We start from the raw sequence: 21,238 nt of genomic DNA on the forward strand, positions 1-21,238 counted from the left end.
GGGGTACGAGACATCACATGGCTATGTCGATCTCTGACCGGACCCCGACGAGCGAGAGACGGCGCGCTGCCCCGCGCAGCACCCGGCGGCACGCCGTACGGATGGCGGTCCGGGAGTTCGGGGACGACCAATGCACGGACGTGGCTGCCGCCCTCACCTACTACGCCATCCTCGCGATCTTCCCTGCCGGCATCGCCCTGGTCTCGCTGCTCGGCGTGGTCGGCCAGGCGAACAGCTCGGTGAACACCGTGATCGACGTCCTCCGGCCGCTGGTCTCGGCGGGCACGCTCGACAGCGTGCGCACCGCCCTCGAGGGCGTGGCGTCCTCCCCCGGGGCAGGCATCGGGCTGGTCGTCGGCCTCCTGGGTGCGCTGTGGTCGGCGTCCGGGTGGGTCAGCGCGTTCGGCCGGGCCATGAACCGCATCTACGAGTGCGACGAGGGTCGGCCGTTCTGGAAGCTCCGCCCCTGGATGTTCCTGGTCACGCTGGTCTCGATCCTGCTGGTGGCGACGATCCTGGTGTTGGTCGTGGTGTCCGGGTCGCTCGCGAGCTCGATCGGTGACCAGCTCGGCGTCGGGTCGCAGGCCCTGTTGGTCTGGCGGATCGCGAAGTGGCCGGTCGTGGCGGTGCTGGCGGTCGTGCTGGTGGCGTTCCTGTACTGGGCCACGCCCAACGTGCGGCCCGCGAGGTTCCGGCTGCTCTCCCCCGGCGCCGTGACCGCGCTGGTCGTGTGGGTCGCCGCATCGGTCGGCTTCGCGTTCTACGTCGCGCGCTTCGCGTCGTACGACCGGACCTACGGGTCACTGGCCGGGGTGGTCGTCTCGATGCTGTTCCTCTGGATCTCGCACGTGGCCCTGCTGTTCGGCGCCGAGCTGGACTCCGAGCTCGAGCGGCGACGTGAGCTGCGCGCCGGACTGCCCGCCGAGCAGACCCTTCAGCTCCCGCCCCGCGACACCCGCACGATCCACAAGACCCGCCGCAAGCGGCGCAGGAACCTCGAACGCGGCCGGGCCGTGCGGATGCAGGCGCTGCACGAACAGGCCCACGAGCGGTACGGCGACCGGCGCGTGCCCTCCGAGGGTGCGGAGGACGAGCATGATGGGAACACGACGACCGCGACAGGCGAGTACGAGGAGGCACGACGATGAACAAGCTGCTGCTACTGGCTGCGGCCGGGGTCGGCTACGTGCTCGGGGCCCGCGCGGGCCGCGAGCGCTACGACCAGATCATGGGTGCGGTGAACAAGGTCAAGGACGACCCGCGCGTGCAGGAGAAGGCACAGCACGCCGTCGACGCGGCCAAGGAGCAGGCCCCCGTGGTGGCCGACAAGGTGACCAGCGCGGCCAGCGCCGCGGCAGCCAAGGTCACCGGCAGCCACGACCCGGAGCCCCATCACATGGCCGGTCCGCAGGGGGATCTGCCCTAGCCCTCTCGGGTCGTCGGCCCCGGTGCCCCCTATCCGAGCACCTCAGGCGGACGACCCGAACAAGCGGGCGTGCCAGGTGGCGGCGCTGGCGTCGGTGAGCGCGGCGATCTGGTCGATCACCACGCGCATCCGCGCAGCGTCATCGGTGGCCTCCGCCCAGTCGCCGGCGTAGGCCGGGTCGAGGTGGTCCGGGCCGGTCTTGGCGAGCACCTCGACCAGCTCGGCGAGCAGCTCACGCTGCCGCGCCATCGCCCGGACGCGGTCGTCGGCCTGCATCACGTAGTGAGCCGCGATCCCCTTCAGGATCGCCATCTCGACCCGTGAGTCCTCGGGGACGACGAGGTCCGCGGCGTACCGCCCCAGCGGGCCGGGGTACGTCGAGAAGGTCGCCGCCCGGGCGTCCGCGGCGAAGTGTCCGATCAGGTCGCTGGTGTGGTTCTTCAGCGCGGCCAGCGCCCGCCGGCTCCCGTCGTACGCCGCTGTCGGCCACGAGCCGATCGTGCGCAACCGGGCGAACCCCTCGTCGAGATCTGTCTGGTCCGCCTCGGGGAGGTACCAGTCGCGCACGGCCGCGTTGACCGCCTCGGCGTCGAGCCGGGTCAGCTCGATCCGGCCGGCGACGACCCCGTCCTCCACGTCGTGGACGGAGTAGGCGATGTCGTCGGCCAGGTCCATCACCTGGGCCTCGAAGCACTGCCGGCGCCCGGGCGCGCCGGTGCGGAGCCAGTCGAACACCTGCCGGTCGTCGTCGTACACCCCGAACTTCCGCACCACCCGCGGTGACCCGTCGGCGTGCACACCCGTCGGCACGGAGGCGTCGGCGAGCGGCCAGGGGTACTTGGTGCACGCGTCGAGGGTGGCCCGGGTCAGGTTGAGCCCGGCTGAGCGCCCGTCCGGGCCGAACGTCTTCGCCTCCAGCCGTGTGAGCAGACGCAACGTCTGGGCGTTGCCCTCGAAGCCGCCGCACCCGTCCGCGGCCTCGGCGAGCACCCGCTCGCCGTTGTGGCCGAACGGCGGATGCCCGAGGTCGTGCGCCAGGGCCGCGGTCTCGACCAGATCGGGCTCGCAGCCGAGGGCGCGGGCCAGGTCGCGTGCGATCTGGGCGACCTCCAGGCTGTGGGTCAGCCGGTTCCGGACGAAGTCGTCGGTCTGCGGACCGACCACCTGGGTCTTGGCCGCGAGCCGACGGCTCGCGGCGGCATGCACGACGCGCGCGCGGTCGCGCTCGAACGGCGTGCGCTCCGGCGCGGGGACGCGCTTCGGTGGCTCGTGGACCCAGCGCCGCCGCGCGGCCTCGTCGTACTGCGTCGCATCCCCAGGCATCGAGCCGAGACTAGTGTGCAGCGAGCGTCAGTAGACCGAGGCGTGGACGTGGTCGTAGTGGTTGGCGGTCGCCGAGCCACGGTCGGCGAAGAGCCGCCACCCCTCCGAGGCACGCTCCGGGGTCCAGATGTGCTGACGCCAGAGGATGTCGTAGATGTGCAGCTCCGAGGCGTGGGCCTGCAGGAACGCCGCGATCTGGTTGCCCAGGGTGACGTCACTGGTCATGATGTCGAGCGCCTTGCCGGAGGCGTGCTCGCCGTGGGCGTCCCAGCCGCCGTACGACGTGATCTGCGGGAAGGCGTGGCACACCGAGCGGTAGAGGTACACCGCTGCGGGCGTGAGGCGGTACTCGACCGACCCGTCGGGACACGGTGCCATGGACAGGCCCGCGGCCGCCGCGCCGGCCGCACCGGCCGCCGAGGCGTCGGGCCGGGCGTCGGCGAGGTACCCGGCGGTGACCCAGCGCGACTTGCCGCCGACGACCAGCTCGATGCGGCCATCGGCCACGCGGCCGGTGACCAGGACGTGCTTGCCGGCCGAGAGCAACCCGACCTGCTGGGCGGCTCGGGAAGAGCTCGACCAGAGGTTCAGGTCGACGGTCGTCCATTTCTTCAGGTGGGCCAGCCTGACCGCGCGGACCGTCGCCTGCTGGGCCGCGACGCCGTCCTGGAAGTTGCGGGCCGCGGTCCGGTTGAAGGACCGCGAGACGGGGGCGGAGTCGTACCGCTCCGGGTCGAGCTGGAGGGGCGGCTGATGGGCCTGGAGGTCGATCGACGCGACCGGGGTGGCCTGGACGACTCCGAGGGCGACCGCAGGGAGGGTCGCCGCGGCGGCTGCGCCGATGGCGATCTTGGCGGTACGGCGCCCGGTCAGGGCGACGAGCCGGCGGGGACTGGTTTCCCGCTTGTGGCGAGGATGAGCCACAGCGCTGAATTCCTTTGGCGTTGCTGTCGGGGGACGACGGCCCGGATGACCCCCCGCGGTCACGATCCGGACACGACATGGCAGTCAAGCACAGGAGCAGGGGCCTCCGAAATCCGGGTCCGCGGGACCGGCGTGTCGTCCGTCACCCGCCCGTGGTCTCGGTGGCGTCCTCGGTGAGCCGCAGCGAGGTGCCGTCGGTGTCGTCCAGCCAGCCCTCCGGTACGACGACGCGCTCGCGCGGCGTGCCCTGGCGGCCGCGCGGCATTCCGAGCTCGGAGACCGGGAACGGCTCGTCAGGGTCGAGCTCGTCGAGCAGTACGTCGAGCGCGGCGAGGGAGTCGATCAGGGCCAACGAGTGACGCAGCCGGCCGCCCGCGCGGAAGCCTTTGAGGTACCACGAGATGTGCTTGCGGAACTCCGTGCAGCCCCGCTCCTCCCCCATGTGCTCGCTCAGCAGTTCGGCGTGACGACGCATCATCGCGCGCACCTCGCCGAGGGTCGGGAGGGTTCGGACGTCGTCGCCGGCGAACGCGGCGGCCAGGTCGCGGAACAGCCACGGCCGCCCGAGACAGCCGCGGCCGACGACGACACCGGCGGCACCCGTCTGATGGACCATCCGCAACGCGTCGCCCGCCTCCCAGATGTCGCCGTTGCCGAGCACCGGGATGTCGACGTGGTCGACCAGGGCAGCGATCGCGTCCCAGTCGGCCTGCCCGCTGTAGGACTGCGCGACGGTCCGGCCGTGCAGCGCGATCGCGACGATCCCGGACTCCTGGGCGATCCGACCGGCGTCGAGGTAGGTCAGATGGTCCTCGTCGAGGCCCTTGCGGGTCTTGATGGTGACGGGCACGCCGTACGGCTCAGCGGCGGCGACCGCCGAGCGCAGGATCTCGCCGAGCAGCCCGCGCTTCCACGGCAGGGCTCCCCCACCGCCCTTGCGGGTCACCTTGGGCACCGGGCAGCCGAAGTTGAGGTCGACGTGGTGCACGCCGTACTCGGCGCAGAGGATCTCGGTGGCCTTCCCGACGTACGACGGGTCGGTTCCGTAGAGCTGGACCGAGCGGGTGGTCTCGAGGTCGTCGAAGACCAACATCTTCAGCGTCGTGGTGTCGCGCTCGACGAGGCCGCGGCTGGTGATCATCTCGCAGACGTAGAGCCCGGCCCCCTGCTCGGCACACAGCCGGCGGTACGCCGCGTTGGTGATGCCCGCCATGGGCGCGAGCACGACCGGCACGGGCACGGTCAGCGAGCCGAGGGTCAGGGGCATGGCTCGATTGTCCGGCCGCTGGGGCCGCACGACCAACTCGTCAGTGCCTGTTCGACTTCTGCCGGACGCCGTTCTGGACCTCGCCTCTCCAGGTGATCGCGTCGAAGTCTTGGCTGGGGCGGAAGCTGATCGCGACCAGCTTCCCGTGATCGGGCGCGAAGTAGACCAGGCAGACCGACGCCTTCTTGTGGTGGGTGAACTTCGCTGGCAGCGGCCGGCTCGGGCACGGGGGGAACTCCGCCTGGAACGTCGACTGCTGGAGCAGCGTGTTGCGCTGGTCGAGCAGGTAGAGCGGCACCGCCTTGCCGGAGAGGTTGCTCCTGCCGAGGTTCCGCACGGTGGCGTGCACGAAGTACGGCGTGGACTTCCGGGTCGCGGGGTTGAGCCGCCATTCGGAGAACGCCCCGATCGGCATCCTCTGGAGCTTGGTCACCTTCATCGCCATGACACCGACGGTCTTCTGGTCCGGCTTCCAGGACACCCGCGCAGTCTTGCCGAGCGTCAGCCGCGAACCCTGGGCGGTGAGCTTCACGCCCTCCACGACCGTGGGCGACGAGGTCGAGCCCGGACTCGAGCTGGCGGCAAGGCTCGAGGAGCCGGACGACGACCCGGAGTCGGTGCCGCCGGCGCTCGGCGTCGACGACCCGGACCGTCCTCCACAACCGGCGAGCACCAGCGCCGAGATCGCGGCGAGGGCGGTCAGCGCCGTACGTCGGGACACGCCGCCATTGTGCACGCCGGTCAGCACCCGAGCAGGCGCTCCGCGAAGTACGCACGCGCCTGGTCGAGCGCGATCCGCTCCTGCTTCATCGAGTCGCGCTCGCGGACCGTGACGGCGTGGTCCTCGAGCGTGTCGAAGTCGACGGTCACGCAGTACGGCGTACCGATCTCGTCCTGCCGCCGGTAGCGGCGGCCGATGGCGCCCGAGTCGTCGAAGTCGACGTTCCAGCCGGCGCCGCGCAGCTCTGCGGCGAGGTCGCGGGCCTTCGGTGACAGGTCGGCGTTGCGGCTGAGCGGGAGCACCGCCACCTTGACCGGCGCGAGCCGCGGGTCGAGCCGCAGCACGACGCGCTTGTCGAGGCCGCCCTTGGTGTTGGGTGCCTCGTCCTCGGTGTAGGCGTCCAGGAGGAACGCCATCATCGCGCGGTTGGGGCCGAGTGCCGGCTCGATCACGTAGGGGACGTACCGCTCACCGCTGGCCTGGTCGAAGTACGACAGGTCCTGCCCGGAGAACTCCGAGTGCTGGGTGAGGTCGTAGTCGGTGCGGTTGGCGATGCCCTCGAGCTCCTCGAACTCACGGCCGGAGAAGCCGAAGCGGTACTCGATGTCGACAGTCCGCTTCGCGTAGTGACTCAGCTTCTCCTTCGGGTGCTCGTAGTGACGCAGGTTGTCCGAGCTGATGCCGAGGTCGGTGAACCACCGGGTCCGCTCGTCGATCCAGTACTGATGCCAGTCCTCGTCCTCGCCCGGCTTGACGAAGTACTCCATCTCCATCTGCTCGAACTCGCGGGTGCGGAAGATGAAGTTGCCGGGGGTGATCTCGTTGCGGAAGCTCTTGCCCATCTGGGCGATGCCGAACGGCGGCTTCATCCGGGCACTGGTCACGATGTTGGCGAAGTTCAGGAAGATGCCCTGGGCGGTCTCGGGCCGCAGGTAGAACAGCCCCGACTCGTCCTCGATCACGCCGAGGTAGGTCTTGAGCATCATGTTGAACATCCGCGGCTCGGTCCAGGTGTGGCGGTTGCCGCAGTTGGGGCAGGGCACCGACTCGTTGAGGTCGACGGTGTCGGGGTCCGCGACGTCGTGACGCCCGGCGTACTCCTCCTGGAGGTGGTCCTCGCGGAAGCGCTTGTGGCACGACTGGCACTCGACCAGGGGATCCGCGAACGTCGCGAGGTGGCCACTGGCCTCCCAGGTCTTGGTGGGCAGGATGATCGCCGAGTCGAGGCCGACCACGTCGTCACGCTGGGTGACCATGGACCGCCACCACTGCTTCTTGACGTTCTCCTTCAGCTCCACGCCGAGCGGGCCGTAGTCCCAGGCGGAGCGGGTGCCGCCGTAGATCTCGCCGGACGGGTAGACGAAGCCGCGACGCTTGCAGAGGGAGACGACGGTGTCGAGCTTGCTGGTGGGTGGCTTGGCCACGGAGATGCTCCTGGGGTCGGCCGGCTGGCTGTCGGTCAGATCGGAAGAGTTCAGCCTAACGAGCGGGTCCCCACGATGTTGAGGGGCTCCCCCGGCTCGACCCGCTCGTAGGCGCTCGGCTCATCCAGCGCCCGGCTCAATGTCGGCACGGCGGTCAGCTTCACGTCGTACGCCGAGAGGGCGCGGCGGTAGGCGCCCGGGCCCTCCCACTCGGTGGTCAGCACCCAGAGCTCGGGGTCGTCGACGTTGCGGCCGATCCGGCCGGCGACGTACCCCACCTGGATCGCGAGGCTCGCGCGGGCCCGCTCGAGGTCGTCACGGAACGCCGGCTGCTCGGCCTCGGGCACCCGGAAGCGGTTCACCACGATCACGCGGGCGAGGGTATCCCCGTCACATGCCACCGCTGGGCGGGAAGCGGTCGACGCCCGATCGGGCCCGGTCGAGCTCGTCAGCGCCGAGCTGATCCTGGTGGGCGCGTGCGGCCTGCCGGCGCTGCTCGCGCGCGACCCGCCACTGCCGGAGGAGCGCGGCAGTCTTGGTCCGCCAGGTGCGCATGCTTCAGGCTACCGTCCGGCACGCGCACGACGCGGCGATCGGGACGGTCGCCTGCGCCAGCGCAGCATCGAGGTCCGTCCTGACCTCGTCGGCCTCCTCGGAGCGGCCCAGACGCGTCAGGCACTCGTGGTAGCCGTGCAGGCTCCACACGTTGCGCGGGTGGCGCAGGGCGCGGGGCAGGGAGTCGTCCAGACCGAGATCGGCCCGGTAGACAGCCGCCGCTTCCTCGACGTGCCCCTGCTCGAGCAGCAGTGCGCCGTAGGCGTGGCGGGTCGGCTGCATCCAGCCCCAGGGCTCGTCGTACGGGAGGTGGTCGTCGAGCTCGATGCTCCGACGGAGCGCGGCGAACGCCTCGTCGTACTCGCCGCGGCGGTAGAGCAGCTCGCCCTCCAGCATCTCCGCGGCGATCGCGAGCAGGTCGGCGACGGTGTTGTTGAACAGCATGCGGCTCTCGGGGACCCGCGCGGCAGCCGCGCGGAACAGCTCGCGCTCGCGCTCGGCCTCGGCGACCCGGCCGGTCGCGCTGTAGGCGACGCCGCGGCCGTAGTGGACGAAGGCCGTGGTCGCGGCGTAGAGCTCGTCGTCGGCCGGAAGCGGCTCTTCGATCAGCTCCTCCCACATCCCGAACCGGATCAGCACGTGCACGCGGATCGGGACGAACGCCTCGAGGAAGTCCGCCATGGGTGGCGACTCCACGCGGAGCAGCGACTCGGGGATCCCGGCGGTCAGCCGTTGGGAGGCGTCCAGGGCGGTGGCCCGGTCGCCGACGAACATCGCGCCGTACACCAGGAAATGCAGGTCGTGGGCGCGATAGAGCGTGTAGGCGTTCATCACGCCCTCGGCCGCGACGTACCGTTCGTCGGCCTCGTACGCCGCCTGGTTGGCCTCGATCACGGCCCGGTAGTCGCCGGTCAGCACGTCGATGTGGGAGGGCATGTGCCGCAGGTGGCCGGCGTCGGGGACCAGGTCGCGGAGCAGGTCGCCGGCCTCGGAAGCGGCCTCCGGCGTCGGGGACATCTCCATCAGGTGGAGGTACATGTGCAGCACGCCCGGGTGCCGCCGGGCCGCGGGCGTGGCCAGCGCGCGCTCGAGCACCTCGCGCGCCTCGACGGTGTGGGCACCCTCGGCCGGTTGCCCGGTCGGGAGGTCCCACATCTGCCACGGCGTGACGTTCATCAGGGCCTCGGCGAACAGGGCTGCGACGTCGAGGTCGTCGGGGAACGACTGGTACGCCGTACGCATCGCGGCCGCGTGACCCTCGCACCAGCCGGGGTCGCCCTCGGCGGCCTCGATCACCGGATAGCGGGCCGTCAGCGTCGCGATCAGCGCCTGCTCGACCTCCGAGGCCCGGGGGGCGAGCCGCTCGGCGTTCTCGCGCGCCTCCCGAGCGGTGGAGAGGGACGAGCTCAGGCTGGCCGGATCGAAGTCGTCCCAGGCGTAGTTGTAGTTGGGGCCCACGACATAGGCGATGCCCCAGTGCGCCATCGCGCAGTCGGGGTCGGCGCCGACCGCGCGTTCGAAGCAACGCCTGGCCTCCTCGTGGTGGAATCCGTAGGTCCAGGCCAGGCCACGGTCGAACCAGGTCTGCGCCTCGGGCGACGACGTCGTGATCGTGCGGTGGTGGGTGCCCAGGTCGAAGTACTCACCCGCGCCAGAATCGTGGTCACAGTCGGGCACGGCGGCGCCCCCCTCGCGTTGGCAGCTGCTGGTGAGCACGAGTCTGCCAGCCCTGCTCCGGCCCGATCGCCTCCACCTCGCCAGGATCGGGTGCGCGCCGCCGGCGCTCAGCTGCCGGTGTAGTACGAGTCGGCGGTCTCGAGCGCCTCGTCGAGCATGGAAAGCCCTTCTCGCAGCTCGTGCTCGCTGATCGTGCACGGGGGTACGACGTGCGTGCGGTTGAAGTGCGTCATCGGCCAGAGCCCGCGCTCCTTGCACGCCCCGGCGAAGGCGTTCATCGGCGCCGCTGCCTCACCGGCCGCGTTGTACGGCACGAGCGGCTCCCGCGTCGAGCGGTCCTTGACCAGCTCCACCGCCCAGAAGACGCCGAGCCCCCGGACCTCGCCCACCGAGGGGTGCCGGTCGGCCATCTTGGCCAGCTCCGGGCCGATCACGTCCGTGCCGAGGGCGCGCGCGTTCTCGACGACCCCTTCCTCCTTGAAGATCTCGATCGAGGCGACGGCACTCGCGCAGGCCAACGGATGACCGCTGTAGGTGAGGCCGCCGGGGTACGCGCGCTGCTGGAAGGTCTCCGCGACCGGGTCGCTGATCACGACTCCGCCGAGCGGGACGTAACCCGAGTTGACGCCCTTGGCGAACGAGACGAGGTCCGGCCGGACGTCCCAGTGCTGGATCGCGAACCACTCACCACACCGACCGAACCCGGCCATCACCTCGTCGGCGATCAGCAGAATGCCGTGCTCGTCGCAGATCTCCCGCACGCCGGCGAGGTAGCCCGGCGGCGGGACCAGGATGCCGTTGGTGCCCACGACCGGCTCGAGGATGATCGCCGCAATGGTCGCGGCGCCCTCGACCATGATCGTGTCGCGCAGATGCTCCAGCGCCCGGGTCGTCTCCTCCTCGGGCGAGGACGAGTGGAAGGCCGAGCGGTACGGATAGGGCCCCCAGAAGTGCACGATGCCGGGAATCGTGTGCGGCTCCGTGCCCCACCGACGCGGGTCTCCGGTCAGCCCGATCACGCCGTGGGTCGCACCGTGGTAGCTGCGGTACATCGCCAGGATCTTCGGGCGGCCGGTGTGCAGGCGGGCCAGGCGGATCGCGTTCTCGTTGGCCTCGGCGCCCGCGTTGGTGAAGAAGACCTGGTCGAGGTCGTGGCCGGCGACCCCGGTGATCAGCCGGGCCGCCTCGGAGCGGGCGTCGTTGGCGAACGACGGCTGGATGGTTGTCATCTGCTGGGCGTAGTCGGCGATGGCCTTGGTCAGCTTGGGGTGCTGGTAGCCGATGTTGACGTTGACCAGCTGGCTGGAGAAGTCGAGGTAGGACTTCCCGGCGTAGTCGGTGAACCGCGAGCCCTCCGCGCTGGCGATCGGCAGCGGGTCGATCTGGGCCTGCGCCGACCACGAGTGGAAGACGTGGGCGCGGTCGAGCCTGCGCACCGTCGCCTCGTCGGTGGGGATGCCCGCGAGCGGGCCGTCGTACGTCGGGGTCATGCCTGCTCCTTGGTCGGTCGAGCCTGTCGAGACCAGCTCCGGGTCAGTGGTGGGTCGGGAAGCCGAGGTCGATCGTCGATGTGGCCGGGTCGGGCCACCGCGACGTGACGACCTTGCCACGCGTGTAGAAGTTGATGCCCTCGGGGCCGTACATGTGGGTGTCGCCGAAGAGTGAGGCCTTCCAGCCGCCGAACGAGTAGTACGACACCGGGACGGGGATCGGCACGTTGACGCCGACCATGCCGACCTCGACGTCGAACTGGAACCGCCGCGCCGCGCCGCCGTCGCGGGTGAAGATCGCGGTGCCGTTGGCGAACTGGTTGCTGTTGATCAGGGCGACGGCCTCGTCGTACGACTCCTCGCGGACCACGCAGAGCACGGGGCCGAAGATCTCGTCGGTGTAGACCGTCATCTCCGGGCTGACCCGGTCGAGCAGCGTGGTACCGAGGAAGAAGCCGTCGCGGGGGACGTCGGCCTCGCGGCCGTCGACGACCGCGGTCGCGCCCGCGTCAACGCCCTGGCGGATGTAGTCGGCGACCTTGTCGCGGTGCTCGCGGGTGATCAGCGGACCCATCTCGGAGTCGGGGTCGGTGCCGTCGCCGATGCGGAGCTTGGGCAGCCGGGCCGCGATGGCGTCGACCAGCGGGTCGGCCACGTCGCCGACCGCCACGGCCACGGAGATCGCCATGCAGCGCTCGCCGGCCGCGCCGTACGCCGCCGAGACGGCCGCGTCGGCGGCCATGTCGACGTCGGCGTCGGGGAGGACCAGCATGTGGTTCTTGGCACCGCCGAGGGCCTGGACGCGCTTGCCGTTGCGGGTCCCGGTCTCGTAGATGTAGCGAGCGATCGGGGTGGACCCGACGAAGCTGACCGCGGCGATGCCGGGGTGCTCGAGGATCGCGTCGACGGCCTCCTTGTCGCCGTGCATCACGGTGAAGACCCCGTCGGGCAGCCCTGCCTTCTTCCAGAGCTCGGCCAGGAAGAGCGATGCGGACGGGTCCTTCTCGCTGGGCTTGAGGATGAACGAGTTGCCGGTGGCGATGGCGTTGGCGCACATCCACAGGGGCACCATCGCCGGGAAGTTGAACGGCGTGATGCCGGCGACGACGCCGAGCGGCTGGCGGATGGAGTAGACGTCGACGCCGGTGCCGGCCTGCTCGGAGTAGCCACCCTTCATGTGCTCGGCCACGCCGCAGGCGTACTCGACGTTCTCGAGGCCGCGCTGGATCTCGCCCTTGGCGTCGCCGAGCACCTTGCCGTGCTCGGCGGTGATGATCGCGGCGAGGTCGTCGATGCCGGCGTCGAGCAGCTCGCGGAACCGGAACAGGACGCGGGTGCGGGTCGCCAGCGACGCGGAGCGCCAGGTCTCGGCGGCCTCGGCGGCGCTGGTCACCGCCCGGTCGATCTCGTCACGAGTGGCGAAGTCGACCTCACCGGTCTGCTCGCCGGTGGCGGGGTTGAAGACGGCTCCGGAGCGGCCGGAGCCGCCCGTGGTCGCAGCGCCGTTGGTCCAGTGGGTGATGCGTGTGGTCATGCCGCGAAAATATCGACCTACCGCTATCTGGAGCAATGCTTTCATTGCTATGTTACAAAACATGTGGCAGGAGCTGGTCGAGGCGGTGGACGACCGCTCGGCGAAGGGCATCGCCCTCGCGTTGTCCGCCGGCATCGACCGCGGTGTCCTACGGCCCGGCGAACGCCTCCCCCCGATCCGCCGGGTGGCCCGCGACCTCCAGGTCGCTCCTGCCACCATCAGCGCCGCCTGGTCCCAGCTCGCCCGGGCGGGGCTCATCGAGACCGACGGTCGTCGCGGCACCCGGGTCCGTGAGGCCTCGGTGGGACCACGACGCTACCGGCGGGCGCTGGACTCGGAGGCCGGGTACCGGGTGGACCTCTCGACCGGGCTGCCCGATCCGCGGCTGCTGCCCGACCTCCACGCAGCGATGCAGCGGGTGCCGCGCGACGAGACCGCCCACTCCTACCTCGAGGAGCCCGTCGTACCCGCTCTGCGCGAGGTGCTCGAGGACTCCTGGCCGAACTCGGTCGAGGCGCTCACGGTCGTCGACGGTGCCATGGACGCGCACAGCCAGTTCGTGGCGGCGCACCTGAGGTTCGGCGACCGGGTCGCGGTCGAGCAGCCGTGCTTCCCCCCGCTGCTCGACCTGCTGGAGATGGCGGGCACCGTACCGCTGGGGGTCGGGTACGACGCCGAGGGCCCGGTCGTCGCGGACGTCGTCACCGCTCTCGAGGCCGGTGCGAAGGTGCTGTTCTTCCAGCCGTGGGGGCAGAACCCTTCGGGACAGTCGGTCTCGAAGGGCCGGGCCGAGGAGGTCGCGGCCGCCCTGGCGGACCGCGACGTGGTCGTCGTCGAGGACGACTCGGCCGGAGGTACGCCGACGGGGCCACCGGTGTCGCTGGGCGCGTTCCTGCCGGAGCGCACCGTGCTGGTGCGGAGCTTCTCGAAGACGCACGGGCCCGATCTCCGGCTGGCCGCGATCGGCGGGCCGGCGACGGTCGTCGGGCCGATCGTGGAGCGGCGTTACCTCGGCCAGGGCTGGAGCAGCCGGTTGGTGCAGTCGATCCTGCTCGAGCTGCTGACCGACGCGCGCTCGCGGGAGCTCGTGGCCGACGCGCAGGCGACGTACGCCGCGCGCACGGCCGCCATGGCGGACGCGCTGGCCGAGCGCGGGGTCGACGTACCGGGGCGCGACGGCATCAACGTGTGGGTGCCCGTGGCGGAACAGGGCGCCGCGCTCCTCCACCTCGCGGCCGCCGGCATCCGGGCCGCGAGCGGCGACCCGTTCTGGATCTCCCCACCCGGGTCCGACCACATCCGGATCACCACGTCGTCCATCAACGGCGGTGCCCGCCCTGACCAGCCCGACCTCGCGGACCTTGCCGATCTGGCCGACCTGGCCGACCTGGCCGACCTGGTCGCCCACGCCGCCCGCGCCGGCACCTGGTCCGGCCACCGCTGACTCACGCCGAGTCGTTCCACCACGACTCGGTGTCGGGTTGACAATGATTCTCATTCTCAGTGAGAATCGTTCTCATGAAGGTACGGCGAGGTCGCGGCTGGGCGGGGGTGGCGGCGATCGTGGCGCTGCTCCCTCTACTGGCGGCGTGCGGCCCCGACGACTCGGGGAGACCGCGGGTGGTGACGAGCTTCTATCCATTGCAGTTCATCGCCGACGAGATCGCCGGGCGGTACAACGACGTGGTCGACCTGACTCCGCCGGGGGTCGAGCCGCACGAGTACGAGCTGACCATCCGGCAGACCGCGCAGGTCGACACCGCGCTGGTCGGGTTCTACGAGAGCGGCATGGCGCCGTCCATCGACCAGGCGATGAAGAACGACGCGCCCGACCACGCGCTCGACGTCACCTCCGTGGTGCCGCTGCATGCACCGGAACCGGGCTACCACGAGGAGACGGCGGACAACGAGGACCCGCACTTCTGGCAGGACCCCGTCCTGATGGCGCACGCGGCGACGGCGTTCGCCGCCACCATGGCGAGCGCGGACCCGGCCCACGCCGCCTACTACCGATCGCGCGGCGCTGCGCTCGCGCGTCAGCTCGAGGCCCTGGACCGCGAGTACGCCGCCACGTTGCAGACCTGCCGGATCCGCACGCTCGTGGTCAGCCACGACGCGTTCGAGTACCTCGGGCGTCGCTACCATCTCGACGTCGCGCCCATCGCCGGGTTGGAGCCCGACGCCGAGCCGTCCCTGCAGCGGCTTCACCAGCTCCAGGGCCTGATCAAGGAGCGGCAGATCACCACGGTCTTCTACGAGGTGCTGGCCAGCCCCGCGCTCGCGGACTCCCTGGCGCGCGATCTCGGCATCAAGACAGCGGTGCTCGACCCGATCGAGGGGCTGACCTCGGCCGACCCCCACGCGACGTACCTGACGCTCATGCGGCAGAACCTCGCCGCCATCGCGAAGGCGAGTGCGTGCACATGACCGCACCGGTGCTCACCCTCGCGCGGGTCGGAGTCTCTCTCGGGGGACGACCGATCGTCCGCGACGTCGACCTGGAGGTGCTGCCCGGGCAGGTCGTCGCGGTCCTGGGTGCGAACGGGTCCGGCAAGTCGACCCTGATCAAGGCCGTGGTCGGCCTGAACCCGCTCGGGACCGGCTCGATCGAGCTGTTCGGGACGCCGCTGCCGCGCTTCGACCAGTGGCACCGGGTCGGCTACGTGCCGCAACGCTCCAACATCACCGCCGGCGTGCCGGCCACCGTCCGCGAGGTCGTGGCCAGTGGCCGGATCGCCCGGCGCAGGCCGTTCTGGCCGATGAGCAGGGCCGGCCGCTCGACCGTCGCCGCCGCGATGGAGGCCGTGGGACTCGCCGACCGCGCGGGCCACTCCGTCTCCACCCTGTCGGGAGGACAGCAGCAGCGGGTCCTGGTCGCGCGCACCCTGGCCGGGGAGCCCGAGCTGCTCCTGCTCGACGAGCCCAACGCGGGAGTCGACCACGCCAGCCAGGAGGCCATCGCCGAGACGCTGGGCACGCGCGCCGCCGCGGGCGCCAGCGTGGTCGTCGTCCTCCATGAGCTCGGTCCGTTCGCGCCCCTCATCGACCGCGTCATCGCTCTCCGCGAGGGCCGGGTGACCTACGACGGTCCGGCGGACCAGCTCATCGACGGGCAGGGCCACAGCCACCACCACCTCGGCGACCCCTCGGGCTGGCCGGTGCTGCCGGTGCCGCTGGAAGGTGAACGCTGATGTGGGAGCTGCTGTACGCGCCGTTCATGATCCGCGCCATCATCGCCGCCGCCGTCACCGGGCTCGCCGCGCCAGGGGTCGGCACCTACCTGGTCCAGCGGCGGCTCTCCCTGATGGGCGACGGCATCGGCCACATCACCGTCACCGGTGTGGCCCTCGGCCTCCTCACCGGGACCTCCCCGACGTTCACCGCGGTCGTGGTGGCGGTGATCGGAGCGCTGCTGATCGAGCTCATCCGCGCGTCCGGACGTGCCTCGGGCGATCTCGCGCTGGCGCTGTTGTTCTACGGCGGCATCGCCGGCGGCCTGGTGCTCGTACAGATGGCCGGCAACGGCGCCTTCGCGCTTCAGGGCTATCTCTTCGGCTCCATCGCGACCATCGCCCCGGACGACGTCGTGGTCTCGGTGATCCTGGCCGGAATCGCCATCGTGGTGGGGCTCGCCCTGATGCCCCAGCTGTTCGCGGTGTCGAACGACGAGGAGTTCGCCCGCGCCAGCGGGGTCCCCGCCTGGTTCTACAACGCCCTGATCTCCGTGCTGGCCGCGGTGACGGTGAGCGTCGCGATGCGCACGGTGGGACTCCTGCTGGTCAGCGCCTTGATGATCATCCCGGTCGCCACGTCGCAGCAGTTCACCAGGAGCTTCCGCACCACCATGCTCGCCGCGATGGGGTTCGGACTGGTGGCGGCCCTCGTCGGCGTCGTGGTCTCGGCGTACCTCAACCTCCCGCCGGGAGCGACCATCGTGCTGGTGGCGCTGGCCGGGTTCGTCGTGACTTCACCGGTCGGGTTGCTGCTGCAGCGGCGGCGGCGCGCCCGCGTGCCGTTCGATCCCGAGGCGCTGCCACTGCACGAGGAGGCCCTGGAGGCGCACCGTCACGTGCACGGACCCGGCTGCGGGCACGTGGCGGTCGAGCATGGAGACCACGTCGACTACGTCCACGACGGCCACCGGCACGCCGTCCATGTCACCGGCGACGGGAAGCACTATGACGAGCACTGAGCAGCCCGGCGGGCCCCGCCCCACGCCCCAACGGCAGGCTGTCCTGGACGCGTTGACCGGCGTCGAGGACTTCCGCTCCGCGCAGGAGGTCCACGAGCTGCTCGCGGGCGAAGGCTCCGGCGTCGGCCTGGCAACCGTCTACCGCGCCCTGGCCCTGTACGCCGACCACGGGCTCGTCGACGTACTGCGTCGCGAGGACGGTGAGGCGATCTACCGCCGCTGCTCCGACACCCACCACCATCACCTGGTCTGCCGGTCGTGCGGCGCGACCGTCGAGGTCGAGGGGCCGGCGGTCGAGAAGTGGACCTCGGCGATCGCGACCGAGCACGGGTTCTCAGACCTCTCCCACACGCTGGAGATCGTGGGGACCTGCGCCGACTGTCGCACGGACTGACGCGGTTCTTTCGAGCCCGGCGAGTCAGCGCATCGCGACCGGGGCCTCGGCCGGAGCCTCGGCCTCGACCGTGGAGGTGACCCGCGACCGGCGGAGGACCAGCCCGGTGATCGCGATGACGATGATCGTGGCCAGCAGCATCAGCGTCGCGAGAGCGTTGACCGCCGGCGTGATGCCGAAGCGGACGGCGGAGTACAGCACGATCGGCCAGGTGTTGGTGGTGCCGTTGGTGAACGCGGGCAGCACGTAGTCGTCGAAGGAGAACGTGAACGTCAGCAGGGCTGCCGAGATGATCGCCGGGAACAGCCGCGGCAGCGTGACCTGCCGGAACGTCGCCAGCCGGCCCGAGCCGAGGTCGTACCCGGCCTCCTCCAGCGAGTCGCCCATGCCCACGAAGCGCGCCCTGATCACCAGCATCGACAGGGACGCCCCGAAGACCACCTGCCCGAGGAAGATCGTCCACGCACCCAGCTGCGGGAAGAACGGCACGTAGTTGCGGATCTGGACGAAGAAGATCAGCGAGGCCACCGCGATCACGATCTCGGGGACCACCAATGTCAGGTAGACCAGCGAGTCGAACGGCGCCCGGATGAACTTGTTCATCCGGGCGAGCGCCAGTGCGGCACCGAGCCCGAGCAGGGTCGCGACGATCGCCGCCGCGGCCGCGATCTTCGCGCTGGTCAGGATCGCCGGGATGTACGTCGGGTCGTGCAGGCCGGCGTTGAACCAGCACGTCGTGAACCCGTTCCACACCGTGACGTTGCCGACCTGGCTCGGCGGAAGATCGCAGACGTTCGACCCGGTGAATCCCTCGAGCGCCGCCGGCGAGGGCTTGTTGAACGCGAACAGCACCATCACCGCGATCGGCAGGTACAAGAAGGCGAAGACCACGACCGCCCAGGCGGTGAACGCCCGCTTCGCCGTGAGGATCCTCCCTCGCCTAGGCACCGAAGCGCTCCTCCTTCGTGGCGAACAGGATGTAGAGCGCCACGAAGCCGGACAGCGCGATCATCAGGCTGATCGACATCGCGGACCCGAACGGCTGGTTCTGGGCGGAGGCGAACTGATCACCGATCACGTTGCCGACGAACTCGTAGTTCCCGCCGCTGAGGATGTTCGGGATGATGTACTCCCCCGACATCGGGATGAAGACCAGCAGTGCCCCCGTGACGACCCCGGGCATCGTGAGCCGGAGCGTGATCTGACGGAACGCGTTGAACGGCTTGGCGCCGAGATCGCTCGCGGCCTCGACGAGCGACCAGTCCATCCGCTCCAAGGACGCGAACACGGGGATGATGAACAGCGGCAGGTAGTTGTAGACCAGCCCGACCCCCACGGCGTACTTGGTGAACATGATGTCGATCCCGAGGTTCTTCGCGAGGTAGCCGTTGGGGTCGAGGATGATCTTGAGGGCATAGGTGCGGATCAGGAACGACGTCCAGAACGGGACCAGGATCAGCAACAGCGCCAACAGCTTGTACGTCGTGAGGTAGCGCGCCATCCAGTAGGCGATCGGATAGCCCACCAGGATCGTCAGCAGCGAACCGCTCGCCGCCATCACCAGCGTGCGATAGAAGATCTTGAGATAGAGCGGATCGAGGACCAGGTGGTACTGGCTGGTGTCGAAGCCGTAGCTGATCGAGTCGAAGCCGGTCTGGGTGGCCAGCGAGAACGCGACCAGGATCGCCAGCGGACCGAGGAAGAAGATCGCGTAGTAGAGCAGGGACGGCGAGGTCAACCAGCCCGGGTAGCGCGGGCTGAACGACCGGCGGCGACCTTGCTTGTCGCTGGCGACGGCCTCCTCGGCCGGCTGCAGATGATCGACCGCCATCAGCCTGCCTTGAACTGGGTGTAGATCTTGGTCCTCTCCTGCACCACCTGAGGGCTCACGTTGAGGATGTACTGGTAGTTGTCGGTGTAGCTGGTCGGGACGTTGAACAGCGGGTCGTTGCTCAGGTCCGAGGGCAGCTTGGACAACGCCGTCGGGATCGGGATCGGGTAGTTGTGGTACTCCATCTCGGTCACCGCGGTGGACGGGGTGAGCAGCCAGTTGATCCAGGCGTGCGCGGCGATGGGGTCGGGAGCTGTCTTCGGGATGCACCAGTTGTCGGACCAGATCTCCGACTTCTCCTTGCACAGCACGGCGGTGATGTCGCCCTGCTTCTTGCGGCCCTGCACGATCCGGCGAACGTCGCCGTTCCACCCCTGGCCGAGGATGATCTTCCCGGCGATCGCGTCGTCGATGTAGCCCGCCGAGCTGATTGTGGTGACGCCCTTGCGGATGGACATCAGGAAGTCCGACACCTTGCTGAAGTCGCTCGAGGAGTCGGTGTTGGCGTCCATGCCGTTGGCCATCAGGGCGAGCGGCACGACCTCCTCCGCTCCGTCGAGAATGTTGGTCCGGCCCTTGCTGACGTACTTGTTCAGCAGGTTGTAGAAGTCGAGCATGGTCTGCGGCTTCTCGGCGACGATGCCGTGGTTGTAGTAGAACATCGTGATCCCGTAGTCCTTGATCACGTGGTACTCCCCGGTGGGGTCGTACGACGCCTTGAGGAACTTGGGGTCCAGGTTCTTCTTGTTGGGGATCAGCGCGTCGTCCATCTTCAGCAGCTTGTTCGTCTCGACGAGCTGGGCCACGGCGTTCTGGCTCGGGGCGATGATGTCGTACGTCGTACCGCCGGCGTTGAGCTTGGCGAGCAGCTCGTCGTTCGACGAGTAGTAGGTCTCGTTGAGCGTCAGACCGGCCTTGGCGACGTCCGGCAGTGCCTTGAACTTCTTGTACGTCGAGGGGTCGTCGTACTGGGACCAGTTGTAGATCTCCAGGTGGTCCTCGATCGGCTTGCCGGCCAAAGCGTCTGCGCTCGCCGTGCTGTTCCCGGTCGCGTCGTTGCCGGTCGACGTGCTGCCGCAGGCGCTCAGCAGCATCAGGCCGCCGATGCCGAGGGCGGAGCGACGCGTCAGCGGCCGACCGGCCGCTCGCACGACGTCGCGGTACAGCAGATCGAGCTTCGGCTTCGACTCGATCGGCGCCAGGATGTTCAGGTGGTCGGGGTGGTCGGTCATGGTTACCTCAGTCCTCAGCCGGCGTCGGGTCCGGCGCCGGAGGCTCGGCCAGCAGGACCGGGGCTGTCCGGTCCCACTGGATGGTGATCGGGTCACCCGGGCGGATCGCGTCGTGCGACTCGTCGGAGTCGACGCGCTGCTCCCGGATCACCATCTGGGTGCCGCCGTCGAGCGTGACGACGACCTGCACCTCGTCCCCGAGGTACATCTTGGTGTCGACCACCGCGCGTGCCGCGTTGATCGCCCCGTGGATCGCTGCGTTGGTCGACCCGGCGGCGATCCGCAGCCGCGCCGGCCGGATGCCGACCCGGGCCGCCTGTCCACGGGTGGCCTCACCGCGGGCGCGGACGACGACTCCGGTGCCGGTGTCGAGGTCGTACTCGCCGTCGCGGGCCTCTGTCACCCGGCCCTGCAGAAAGTTCATCTCGCCGATGAAGTCGGCGACGAAAGCGGTCAGCGGCCGGTCGTAGATCTCCGCGGGAGTGTCGAGCTGCTCGATCACGCCGTCCGACATGACCGCGATGCGGTCGGACATGGAGAGCGCCTCCCCTTGGTCGTGGGTCACGTAGATGAACGTGATCCCGACCTGCTGCTGGATGCGGGTGAGCTCGATCTGCATCTCCTTGCGGAGCTTGAGGTCGAGCGCGCCCAGCGGCTCGTCGAGGAGCAGCACGCGTGGTCGGTTGACCAGCGCCCGCGCCAGTGCGACGCGCTGCTGCTGGCCGCCGGAAAGCATCGACGGGCGGTGCTTCTCACGTCCCGTGAGCCGCACCAGCTCCAGGGCTTCCCGCGCCCGCGCATACCGCTCGGACTTCGAGACGCGCTGCTGCTTCATGCCGTAGGCGACGTTGTCCAGGATCGTCATGTGCGGGAACAGCGCGTACTGCTGGAAGACCGTGTTGACGTCGCGCTTGTACGGCGGGGTACCGACGGCGTTCTCGCCGCCGATCAGGATCTCGCCGTCGTCGGGCTGCTCGAAGCCGGCGATCATCCGCAGCGACGTCGTCTTGCCACACCCGGACGGGCCCAGCAGGGAGAGGAACTCACCCTGCTGCACCTGGAAGGAGACGGCGTTCACAGCGGTCAGGTCGCCGAAGCGCTTGGTGACCGAACGGAACTCGACGTCGTACGCCGATCCGTGTCCGCCGGAGCTCACGTGCGCTGCCTCCCCAGGCGGGGCGAGCCCGAGTCGCCCAGCTGATCGAGAGCGACCGCCACCACCCCGACCACGGGGACGGTCAACCGTTG

21 protein-coding genes are annotated in these 21,238 nt (G+C 70.0%); 7 read left to right on the top strand and 14 right to left on the bottom strand.

Translation table 11 applies throughout. The features are described from left to right. The first annotated feature begins 17 nt into the window (after positions 1-17). Both VGJ24_RS05070 and VGJ24_RS05075 read left to right on the top strand, forming a co-directional pair. Positions 18-1,148: a YihY/virulence factor BrkB family protein gene (locus tag VGJ24_RS05070; protein WP_331499412.1), complete on the top strand. Its 1,131-nt coding sequence runs from the start codon at positions 18-20 to the stop codon at positions 1,146-1,148. After that, entirely contained in the window at positions 1,145-1,426 is a 282-nt protein-coding gene (locus VGJ24_RS05075; protein ID WP_331499413.1) for a hypothetical protein, read from the top strand. The genes VGJ24_RS05070 and VGJ24_RS05075 overlap by 4 nt, the downstream gene beginning before the upstream one ends. Positions 1,427-1,468: 42 nt before the next feature. On the opposite strand, the gene VGJ24_RS05080 is transcribed toward VGJ24_RS05075, so the two are convergent. The 10 genes from VGJ24_RS05080 to VGJ24_RS05125 all read right to left on the bottom strand — a co-directional run bounded on the left by VGJ24_RS05080 (position 1,469) and on the right by VGJ24_RS05125 (position 12,341). Then, positions 1,469-2,749 carry a deoxyguanosinetriphosphate triphosphohydrolase gene (locus tag VGJ24_RS05080; RefSeq protein WP_331499414.1) on the bottom strand — a complete coding sequence of 427 codons (1,281 nt, stop codon included), beginning with the start codon at positions 2,747-2,749 and terminating at the stop codon, positions 1,469-1,471. A gap of 27 nt (positions 2,750-2,776) precedes the next feature. Beyond that, the gene (locus VGJ24_RS05085) at positions 2,777-3,673 is read right to left on the bottom strand and encodes a mucin-2 protein (RefSeq protein ID WP_331499415.1); all 897 of its coding nucleotides are present in this window, start codon (positions 3,671-3,673) and stop codon (positions 2,777-2,779) included. 142 nt (positions 3,674-3,815) lie between these two features. After that, entirely contained in the window at positions 3,816-4,940 is a 1,125-nt protein-coding gene (gene dusB, locus VGJ24_RS05090; RefSeq protein ID WP_331499416.1) for a tRNA dihydrouridine synthase DusB, read from the bottom strand. Between the two features lie 40 nt (positions 4,941-4,980). Then, entirely contained in the window at positions 4,981-5,661 is a 681-nt protein-coding gene (locus tag VGJ24_RS05095) for a hypothetical protein (protein WP_331499417.1), read from the bottom strand. Between the two features lie 20 nt (positions 5,662-5,681). Next, the gene (locus VGJ24_RS05100) at positions 5,682-7,085 is read right to left on the bottom strand and encodes a glycine--tRNA ligase (protein WP_331499418.1); all 1,404 of its coding nucleotides are present in this window, start codon (positions 7,083-7,085) and stop codon (positions 5,682-5,684) included. Positions 7,086-7,135: 50 nt separating this feature from the next. Continuing rightward, positions 7,136-7,456 carry an antibiotic biosynthesis monooxygenase family protein gene (locus tag VGJ24_RS05105; protein WP_331499419.1) on the bottom strand — a complete coding sequence of 107 codons (321 nt, stop codon included), beginning with the start codon at positions 7,454-7,456 and terminating at the stop codon, positions 7,136-7,138. A gap of 19 nt (positions 7,457-7,475) precedes the next feature. After that, complete coding sequence (locus VGJ24_RS05110) at positions 7,476-7,640, bottom strand: hypothetical protein (protein ID WP_331499420.1); 165 nt, start codon at positions 7,638-7,640, stop codon at positions 7,476-7,478. 3 nt (positions 7,641-7,643) lie between these two features. Continuing rightward, positions 7,644-9,317, bottom strand: coding sequence for a hypothetical protein (locus VGJ24_RS05115; RefSeq protein WP_331499421.1), 1,674 nt, complete (start codon positions 9,315-9,317; stop codon positions 7,644-7,646). A gap of 107 nt (positions 9,318-9,424) precedes the next feature. Beyond that, positions 9,425-10,807, bottom strand: coding sequence for an aspartate aminotransferase family protein (locus tag VGJ24_RS05120; protein WP_331499422.1), 1,383 nt, complete (start codon positions 10,805-10,807; stop codon positions 9,425-9,427). 43 nt (positions 10,808-10,850) lie between these two features. Then, positions 10,851-12,341 carry a CoA-acylating methylmalonate-semialdehyde dehydrogenase gene (locus tag VGJ24_RS05125; protein WP_331499423.1) on the bottom strand — a complete coding sequence of 497 codons (1,491 nt, stop codon included), beginning with the start codon at positions 12,339-12,341 and terminating at the stop codon, positions 10,851-10,853. 61 nt (positions 12,342-12,402) lie between these two features. Between VGJ24_RS05125 and VGJ24_RS05130 the strand changes: the two genes are divergently transcribed. The 5 genes from VGJ24_RS05130 (at position 12,403) to VGJ24_RS05150 (ending at position 16,927) form a co-directional block, all read left to right on the top strand. Next, positions 12,403-13,785 carry an aminotransferase class I/II-fold pyridoxal phosphate-dependent enzyme gene (locus tag VGJ24_RS05130; protein WP_331499424.1) on the top strand — a complete coding sequence of 461 codons (1,383 nt, stop codon included), beginning with the start codon at positions 12,403-12,405 and terminating at the stop codon, positions 13,783-13,785. A 74-nt stretch (positions 13,786-13,859) separates the two neighbouring features. Further along, positions 13,860-14,768, top strand: a complete 909-nt coding sequence (locus VGJ24_RS05135) for a metal ABC transporter substrate-binding protein (protein ID WP_331499425.1) — start codon at positions 13,860-13,862, stop codon at positions 14,766-14,768. Continuing rightward, entirely contained in the window at positions 14,765-15,532 is a 768-nt protein-coding gene (locus VGJ24_RS05140; protein ID WP_331499426.1) for a metal ABC transporter ATP-binding protein, read from the top strand. The genes VGJ24_RS05135 and VGJ24_RS05140 overlap by 4 nt, the downstream gene beginning before the upstream one ends. After that, complete coding sequence (locus tag VGJ24_RS05145) at positions 15,532-16,533, top strand: metal ABC transporter permease (protein ID WP_331499427.1); 1,002 nt, start codon at positions 15,532-15,534, stop codon at positions 16,531-16,533. Before VGJ24_RS05140 ends, VGJ24_RS05145 begins: the two co-directional genes overlap by 1 nt. Next, complete coding sequence (locus tag VGJ24_RS05150) at positions 16,520-16,927, top strand: transcriptional repressor (protein WP_331499428.1); 408 nt, start codon at positions 16,520-16,522, stop codon at positions 16,925-16,927. Before VGJ24_RS05145 ends, VGJ24_RS05150 begins: the two co-directional genes overlap by 14 nt. 24 nt (positions 16,928-16,951) lie before the next feature. Here the strand turns inward: VGJ24_RS05150 and VGJ24_RS05155 are convergent, their stop codons facing one another. From VGJ24_RS05155 to VGJ24_RS05170, 4 genes are read right to left on the bottom strand one after another with little or no spacing between them, the layout of a single operon-like run. Further along, positions 16,952-17,875 carry an ABC transporter permease gene (locus VGJ24_RS05155; protein WP_331499429.1) on the bottom strand — a complete coding sequence of 308 codons (924 nt, stop codon included), beginning with the start codon at positions 17,873-17,875 and terminating at the stop codon, positions 16,952-16,954. Continuing rightward, positions 17,868-18,758 carry an ABC transporter permease gene (locus VGJ24_RS05160; protein ID WP_331499430.1) on the bottom strand — a complete coding sequence of 297 codons (891 nt, stop codon included), beginning with the start codon at positions 18,756-18,758 and terminating at the stop codon, positions 17,868-17,870. The genes VGJ24_RS05155 and VGJ24_RS05160 overlap by 8 nt, the downstream gene beginning before the upstream one ends. Continuing rightward, a complete protein-coding gene (locus tag VGJ24_RS05165; protein WP_331499431.1) occupies positions 18,758-19,990 on the bottom strand; it encodes a spermidine/putrescine ABC transporter substrate-binding protein in 1,233 nt (410 codons plus the stop codon). The genes VGJ24_RS05160 and VGJ24_RS05165 overlap by 1 nt, the downstream gene beginning before the upstream one ends. A gap of 7 nt (positions 19,991-19,997) precedes the next feature. Continuing rightward, positions 19,998-21,146, bottom strand: coding sequence for an ABC transporter ATP-binding protein (locus VGJ24_RS05170; protein WP_331499432.1), 1,149 nt, complete (start codon positions 21,144-21,146; stop codon positions 19,998-20,000). Between the last annotated feature and the right edge of the window lie 92 nt (positions 21,147-21,238).

It is taken from the genome of Nocardioides sp. (genome assembly GCF_036493135.1).
GTDB lineage: Bacteria > Actinomycetota > Actinomycetes > Propionibacteriales > Nocardioidaceae > Nocardioides.

What these genes read in the sequence shown, in the direction of transcription:
- VGJ24_RS05130 (WP_331499424.1), top strand. Translation starts at nt 12,403, where the DNA reads ATGTGGCAGGAGCTGGTCGAGGCGGTGGACGACCGCTCGGCGAAGGGC.
- VGJ24_RS05145 (WP_331499427.1), top strand. Translation starts at nt 15,532, where the DNA reads ATGTGGGAGCTGCTGTACGCGCCGTTCATGATCCGCGCCATCATCGCC.
- VGJ24_RS05150 (WP_331499428.1), top strand. Translation starts at nt 16,520, where the DNA reads ATGACGAGCACTGAGCAGCCCGGCGGGCCCCGCCCCACGCCCCAACGG.
- VGJ24_RS05165 (WP_331499431.1), bottom strand. Translation starts at nt 19,990, where the DNA reads ATGACCGACCACCCCGACCACCTGAACATCCTGGCGCCGATCGAGTCG.
- VGJ24_RS05080 (WP_331499414.1), bottom strand. Translation starts at nt 2,749, where the DNA reads ATGCCTGGGGATGCGACGCAGTACGACGAGGCCGCGCGGCGGCGCTGG.
- VGJ24_RS05070 (WP_331499412.1), top strand. Translation starts at nt 18, where the DNA reads ATGGCTATGTCGATCTCTGACCGGACCCCGACGAGCGAGAGACGGCGC.
- VGJ24_RS05110 (WP_331499420.1), bottom strand. Translation starts at nt 7,640, where the DNA reads ATGCGCACCTGGCGGACCAAGACTGCCGCGCTCCTCCGGCAGTGGCGG.
- VGJ24_RS05075 (WP_331499413.1), top strand. Translation starts at nt 1,145, where the DNA reads ATGAACAAGCTGCTGCTACTGGCTGCGGCCGGGGTCGGCTACGTGCTC.
- VGJ24_RS05135 (WP_331499425.1), top strand. Translation starts at nt 13,860, where the DNA reads ATGAAGGTACGGCGAGGTCGCGGCTGGGCGGGGGTGGCGGCGATCGTG.
- VGJ24_RS05125 (WP_331499423.1), bottom strand. Translation starts at nt 12,341, where the DNA reads ATGACCACACGCATCACCCACTGGACCAACGGCGCTGCGACCACGGGC.
- dusB (WP_331499416.1), bottom strand. Translation starts at nt 4,940, where the DNA reads ATGCCCCTGACCCTCGGCTCGCTGACCGTGCCCGTGCCGGTCGTGCTC.
- VGJ24_RS05160 (WP_331499430.1), bottom strand. Translation starts at nt 18,758, where the DNA reads ATGGCGGTCGATCATCTGCAGCCGGCCGAGGAGGCCGTCGCCAGCGAC.
- VGJ24_RS05140 (WP_331499426.1), top strand. Translation starts at nt 14,765, where the DNA reads ATGACCGCACCGGTGCTCACCCTCGCGCGGGTCGGAGTCTCTCTCGGG.
- VGJ24_RS05120 (WP_331499422.1), bottom strand. Translation starts at nt 10,807, where the DNA reads ATGACCCCGACGTACGACGGCCCGCTCGCGGGCATCCCCACCGACGAG.